The organism is Bacillota bacterium (genome assembly GCA_033549065.1).
GTDB lineage: Bacteria > Bacillota > Dethiobacteria > DTU022 > DTU022 > JAWSUE01.
In genome coordinates, this window is sequence record JAWSUE010000056.1 from 1 (window position 1) to 540 (window position 540).

Here is a 540-nt window from a genome sequence, read left to right on the forward strand (position 1 = left end):
GGCAAAACCACCGCTTACCAGGGCATAATAGAAATAATCCTCTGTCAGGGCAACGGTAATTGTATCCTTAATAATCCAGTTAAAAAATGATTGGTAAGCGAGCAAGCTAAGCCCTGTAAAAAGAGCAGTAATTAAAAAACTGATTGAGATAGCCTGCCCACCGGTTAATGCAGCCCGCTGCATATCTTTAGCTCCGGTGTAACGGGCAACCAGTGAATTGGCGCCGATACCGAGAGCGCCAAGAATCATCAGTGAGTTGAACAGCACAATTGCGCCATATTCAACGGCTGTTGCCTCATGGGCGCCAAGCCTCATTACCATGGCGGTGTCGAAAATCCACACAAATGTATGCAAACCCATTTCTATGACAATCGGCCAGGCCAAAACCAGAATACTGAGCACCGGTCTGTATTTGCCATCGCCCCCGACCAGGGCAGGTTCGCTTATAGTCTGCTGTTTACTTTCCGTCATGCTGTTCACATCCGTAATATAATGACTAACCTGTTCTTTAACAATCGGGTAGGAGGCTGACCCTTAGTG

The 540-nt window shown here is 47.2% G+C and carries 1 protein-coding gene; it reads right to left on the minus strand.

Going from position 1 to position 540, the window contains the following annotated elements; all coding sequences use genetic code 11:
- On the minus strand, positions 1-471 hold a 471-nt coding region (locus SCJ97_11745; protein MDW7740701.1), incomplete at its 3' end, for an MATE family efflux transporter.
- Positions 472-540: the final 69 nt, after the last annotated feature.